Below are 5,935 nucleotides of genomic sequence, written 5' to 3' on the forward strand. Positions count from 1 at the left end.
TTTTTTTGCTGAAATATAAGTTGCATCCAGAACCATCATCTTTCAACTTTTTCTTTTCCTATGGGATGGCTGTGAATTTTTTTCAAACTTCATAGCAGACATTTTTCCGCCTTCACTTTGGAAATGGTTGGGTAGTTACGAATAGAACAAGAGAGCAGAAAAAGCAGGCAGTTGTGCGGCTCCACCTGAAATTCACATGGCGCACCGGACACCCACTTCAATGTTTCATTCCCCCAGAGGTTCCGCAGCGTGCCCGCCGGCGCATCCGGCAAGGTGACTTGCAGGCGCATTGAAGTTTCAGCGAAGTTGAAAATTCCCAGCGCCGGAGTGCCGCTTTCCCGATCGATTCCGAACCAGACCGCCGGATATTCCCGGTCGAACCGGTCCAGCGGCCGCAGCCGGAAACGGTCGGGGGCCGCCAGAAGCAGCCGGGAGAGTTCCGCCCGTTCCGGTTCCAGCGTGGAAAAGCGGTCCGCCAGCAGTTTCAGCCCGCCCGCCAGCAGCAGCGCCGAAGTCCAGAGCCGGACCTCGGCATCGGTCAATTCATTCCGGTCCCGGCGGGCAATGTGCACGTCGGGATCGCAGAGGAACAGCCGCCGGTGCATGTAAGTGCGGTTGATGATGTTGCGGCAGACGTTCGGCACGCAGCAGTCTTCGCGGTACCGGTCGCGGCCGGGGGCCTTCCGCTCCCAGTAAGGCGTAATGTCGGTGCTGATGCGTTCGGCGTTGACCAGGCCGACGACTCCGGCGAGAACGGTGGTGCATCCCAGAATGAACCGTTCTTCCCCAAAACCCTCGCGGATCGCGGTCAGGGCGCGCCGGAGCGCATCCAGCCGGGTGGCTTTGGAATCGAAGTAGCGTCCCTTGCCGGGCGTGCAGGCATACATCATGAAATCCAGCTTGACATACTCGAACCCCAGCTCCGCCAGCTGCCGGAATAAATTCCGGAAATGTGCCTGCACTCCGGGATGGGTGCCGTCGAGAACGGCCAGTTCCGTACTGCCCCACGGCTCAAGCCAGACCGTTTCTCCTTCGGAAGTGCGAATTGTCCACTCCGGGTGTTCCGAATAGAGGCGGCTGTTTTTCTCCACCAGAAACGGCGCCAGCCACAAGCCGGGTTTGAATCGCTTTTCGGCGATGGAGTGCGCCAGCGCCCGCAGTCCTTCCGGAAATCTGGCGTTGGTGTGAAGCCAGTCCCCGTAAGCGGACTGCCAGCCGTTGTCGATCTGAATATATTCCAGCGGAAAATCGGAACGGCGGGCCGCCAGGTCTTCGAGATTCTCGGCGATGTCGGCGGCGGTGACGTTCTCGAAATAATAATACCAGCTGCACCAGCCGGTCGGAGCATGATCCCAGGTGCGGGCATTCATGTTTTCTCCCCAGCGGGAGGCGAATTCCTCAAGCAGAGCCTGCGAATCGCTTCCGCAGGTCAGCAGCAGCTCCTCGGATTCGACGGACTCGCCCGGTTCGACGAGAATATGATCCGCGTCGCAGCAGAGTTCCAGCTGCGTCACTCCGGACTCGGCCAGTTCGATCGTGAGGCGGCACATCATCCGGCGGGAGGTGATGAATCCGGCCAGCAGTATGCTGCCGGAAGGCCGGTGGTTCAGCAGCCCGACGTATTCGCCGGAGAAGCGGTTCGGCTCGGCCGCATTATTGTAATGAACCGGGTCCGAAACCGCCGCCGGCAGATAATCGGGATTGCAGAAGTTGTCTTTCTCCCCGTAACGGACGCTCTTGGCCGGTGTGACCATCGTCCAGCCTTCGAGGAAAATCCGGTATTCCCGGCCGGGGAATGACAGAAAGTCCCCCGGTTCCGGCCGGGCCGTAAAACGGATCGCATCCAGATGCCGCGCGACACTGCCGCGGTTGTGAAATACGGCAAGATAACGGACTTCACGATCCCCCGTCACGGTTTTGACTTCCAGTTCGAGGCCGGGCGGCAATACGGAAGAACCGTCGACGACGGCCTCCGGGTACAGCCGCGGAAAGAGTATGTTTTTCATCGTCACTGCTGATTTACTTCCACGAAAGGCGCTTTTTTCTGATCGTATCCGAAATACGGGCCGTGGTTCCGCCCCTGAAACATTTTCATGCGCTTGGAACCCGGCAATACATTATAGAGGCACCAGACCCCGGACGGAGGACACACCCAGTCCGACAGGCCGGCTTCAATCTGAACCGGACATTTGATCCGTCTGGCGAAATTGACCGTATCATAGTAACCGAGTCCCTTTTTCCAGTTCGGCCGCCAGCCGCGAATCCGTCCGGCGGTTATGCCGCCCAGCTCGCAGAACCAGGGGACCTCCAATTCACATCGCGTGGCTTCCGGGGTCAGCGCCGTCACCGCAGCCGCCTGAAACGCACCCTGGCTGCCGCCGGCAATCGTCAGGTTGCGCCCGTCCCACTCCGGCAGGGTCATGGCGTACTGCACAGCTCTCAAATCGCGCAGAATCATGTACTTGAAATAACAGTCATGCGGATTTTCATTCTGCCGGTCGTCGAAACCGTAGCCATAAAGTTCTCCATCAGAAAGTTTCTGGTAGAACGTCGGTTCCCGGTGCAGATCAAGGCCGTGGGCGCCCACAAAAAATACGATTTTTCCGGGCGTGTCCTGTGCGACGATGTCCCGCACGCCGTAACCGTCAAACTGGATGTGAAGCGGCAGGGATTTCTTTTGCGCATCCTTGGGAATTGCCAGCGAACCGACCGTCGGCCGCGGGCCGGGCGCGCTGAGTTTCACATCGTAGATTCGGGAATCCTGCGTTGTTTTAAAAAGTTTGCGCTCCAGTACGCGCAGCGGAGTCGCCTTCAATTCCGCTTTGGCACTCTCCCAGAATTTGTCGAAATCAGCCGGTTCGGCTACTGCCTGAGTCAGTTTTTCCGGTTGAACCCCGGCGGCGAGGCCGAACTGGACTGCTTTCATGCTGTTTCCGCGTTTCCGCTGAATCTCATTCCCGTACTCATCAATGAGCTTGACTTCCGCCATCACGAAGCCGGGCTGATTGAGCGACGCGGACAACTCCAGCGGACAATCCGCCGACAGATCATATTCATTCTCCCGGCGGCTGCCGTCATCCCCTGCTACGACCACCCGGAGCCGCCCTCCTATGGGTTTGCCTGACTGCAGGATGCGGAAACGGAACTTCATCGGTTCTCCGGGCTTGTAGGAAACGGCATTGCTCCGGTCAAGCTCTCCGGTTATGATTGACCGGCTGTGGTCAATCTGCGGCTTGGGTTCGGAAAATTGAATGTTCCGGAATTTCGCCGTACCGGAAACCCCTTCCAGTCCGAGATGCAATTCGAGTTTGCGGGCATCGCTGGGAATTTCAACTTTAAGCGCATACCTTTTCCAATCGGAGTCACCTTCCCGGGTCGGCACCTGAAGATAGCGGGTATTGCCGTGGAAGCTGGTTATGACCAACATCATTTTTACGCCATTGTGGGACTTCGGTTTTTTGGAAATCGCTTTATGCGCGATTTCCCCGCTCAAAACCACTTCCTGCCCGCCCAAGATGGAAAGCGGCAGGGGAATGGCGACGAAAGTGTTTCCAGGAGTTTTCCGAGAGATTTCCAACGTGGGGACCGAGGCCGTTTCATCAAGCCGCCGCCCATCAGTCAACTGCTTTTTCACAACTTCGGAAGTCAGGGTAACAGCGGGAAGCGGCACAGCCTGCGATTTCCAACTGCCGCCGGAAAGATCAAGCTTCTGATTTTTCGCCAACAGATCCAGAATCAACTTTAACCGCGGATTGTTCAGGTCTTTGGAGGAAGTATCTCTGTATTGATTGCCGTATTCCAGATCCCAGCCATCCCACTCCCGGAAAGAGTGGTAACACCAATCCCATTGGTATTCCTCGGCTAACGCCAGCAGGTCGGCCAGATACCGTTCGCCGCCGGGAGCCCAGCGGATGACCGAAAACTCGCTCATCACGATCCGGGCGCCGTATTTCTGCTGAAACTCGCGCACCGGCGCCAGGCAACGGCGCAACGCCTCCTTATCCCAATATTTTCCGTCAACATTGCCGGGGTAGGTATAGATTCTGGTTAATGCGGGGACGACCCGTTGATGGGTATAAGTCAACGGACGGTACATATGAACGTTGTAAATAATATTTTTGAGTGGCAGCGGATGGAGATAGGAGAAATATCGCGGACTGCTCCAATCGTTTGATGTAACGCAGATCGGCGTTTCCGGGTCGATTTCCCGGATCGCTTTCGCGGCGCGATACTGCAATTCCAGATAATCGATGCGGCGGGGCGTCTTCTGATTGGGCTCATTGATAAGATCGTAGGCATAAACCACCGGGCAATCCCGGTAGCGGCGGGCGAGTTTTCTCCATGACTCCACAAATTCTTCAGCAAATTCCGGATTGTCATACAGCTTTGCTTCTTCTTGAACCACACCATGATTGAATTCCTTTCCTCCGGGAACACGGTGAAGATCAATGATGACCATAATTCCAAGTTTTTGACATTGCTCCAGAACTTTGTCGAGAATATTCATGTCACGATCAAGCAAGTCAGCATATTTTTCACCCTCCCGAGGTTGTGGACGCAACTGCCAACGCAGAAGATTGACATTCCATTCCCGCATCGCCGGGAAATCTGCGCTTCGATATACAACAGGGGACATCATTCCACGCAATTGCGGCAGGGATAAAACCCGTTCGGTATATTCACAGCGGAAATTTTCCGGTAACGGAACCGGTGGACGATGAAGTTCTTTGGGATCCCAATCCACCAATTCGACATTGCGGACTTGCAATTTGCCGGTGCTTCCCTGCAGTCCGGTTTCCAGGAAAATCCATTCCGTATCGCCGGGTATCTGTTGCTCCACGGTGACTGTCTTCCAGTCAGAGGAACCGTAAAGCGGCGGACAGTTGGTCCAGTACTGTTTCCCGTTGGCAAAATAATGGATCATCAGTTTAACGCCGTTATACGATTCTTTCGGCTTGCTGACGTCGGAGTATTTCACCTCGAAGCGCACGATCAGGGAGCGGCCGAAGTATGGTTCCGGATCAATCGGATGCGATGCCAGTTGGGGTACAGCCGAATCTGTCGCCGAAATGGTCAAAATCGATTCGGAGATCGTCCCGTTCGGCGGAAGTTTCCAGTTTCGGTCAAAAGGGATGGCGATTTCGGCGGCAAGTTGCAAGCTCAAGCTGAGCAAAGCGAAAATAAGTAAAATTCTATATTTCATCGTAATCGATCCTTTCAGAGTGAATCAACGTGTGGCAGTAATTCGGTCTTGTGATTCCACGGATAAGATTTCTGACCATTCCAAATCGCATTTTTTGATAATTTTCCTGCTGATCCATTTGCCCTATAAAGAACGGTATAACCACCGTGAACGTCCTGTTTCCCATAATCCATAACAGTATTGCTGCCGAAACAGTAAATGAGTACTTCCCGGGTTAATTGAGGATAGGGTTTCAACTTGGGAGTAAAGAATCCATTGTCATTGTAGGAGTCCCGTCCATAGATATAGCTGATCCGCCTCCAGGCATTTCCGTCAGTTTGCGGCTTGACAGGGTTACAGACCGGACAATTGAGAATTTTAGGGCTGATTCTGTCATTTTTGGCTGTTTCAAGGTCGACTCCGCCTAAATAATTAAGGCTTGCAACCAGCATTAATCCTGCATATTTTCCGTCATCAGTTGCGCACCATGTAGGATCATTTCCGATTGCGCCGCCCAATGTGTGATAAGTAGGCGGAAGTCCTTGGTAATCGTCCGAATACATTCCAATAGCAGTTCCATTTTGCTTTATCTGTGAAATGCAGCTCGTGGTTCGGGCGTTGAGGCGCGCCTTGTTCAGTGACGGCAACAACATGCCGGCCAAGATGGCGATGATCGCTATTACTACAAGAAGTTCAATCAGTGTAAAATACCTTTTTTCTGTTTTCATCAGAGGCATCCTTTCCTTGTTTCTT

The 5,935-nt window shown here is 54.3% G+C and carries 3 protein-coding genes; all 3 read right to left on the minus strand.

The window, feature by feature from the left end; translation table 11 throughout:
- Positions 1–89: 89 nt before the first annotated feature.
- The 3 genes from ACMLHG_RS02415 to ACMLHG_RS02425 are packed head-to-tail and all read right to left on the minus strand — an operon-like array spanning position 90 to position 5,919.
- On the minus strand, positions 90–2,006 hold the full coding sequence (locus ACMLHG_RS02415) for a glycoside hydrolase family 36 protein (protein ID WP_417169429.1): 1,917 nt from the start codon (positions 2,004–2,006) through the stop codon (positions 90–92).
- 2 nt (positions 2,007–2,008) lie between these two features.
- Entirely contained in the window at positions 2,009–5,203 is a 3,195-nt protein-coding gene (locus ACMLHG_RS02420; protein ID WP_417169430.1) for an acetylxylan esterase, read from the minus strand.
- A 14-nt stretch (positions 5,204–5,217) separates the two neighbouring features.
- Positions 5,218–5,919 carry a type II secretion system protein gene (locus tag ACMLHG_RS02425; protein ID WP_417169431.1) on the minus strand — a complete coding sequence of 234 codons (702 nt, stop codon included), beginning with the start codon at positions 5,917–5,919 and terminating at the stop codon, positions 5,218–5,220.
- Positions 5,920–5,935: the final 16 nt, after the last annotated feature.

Source organism: Victivallis sp., from assembly GCF_048170485.1.
Lineage (GTDB): Bacteria > Verrucomicrobiota > Lentisphaeria > Victivallales > Victivallaceae > Victivallis.

Bases quoted from the DNA above. Each gene is read 5' to 3' on its own strand.
- ACMLHG_RS02425 (WP_417169431.1), bottom strand. From the start codon at position 5,919: ATGCCTCTGATGAAAACAGAAAAAAGGTATTTTACACTGATTGAACTT.
- ACMLHG_RS02420 (WP_417169430.1), bottom strand. From the start codon at position 5,203: ATGAAATATAGAATTTTACTTATTTTCGCTTTGCTCAGCTTGAGCTTG.
- ACMLHG_RS02415 (WP_417169429.1), bottom strand. From the start codon at position 2,006: ATGAAAAACATACTCTTTCCGCGGCTGTACCCGGAGGCCGTCGTCGAC.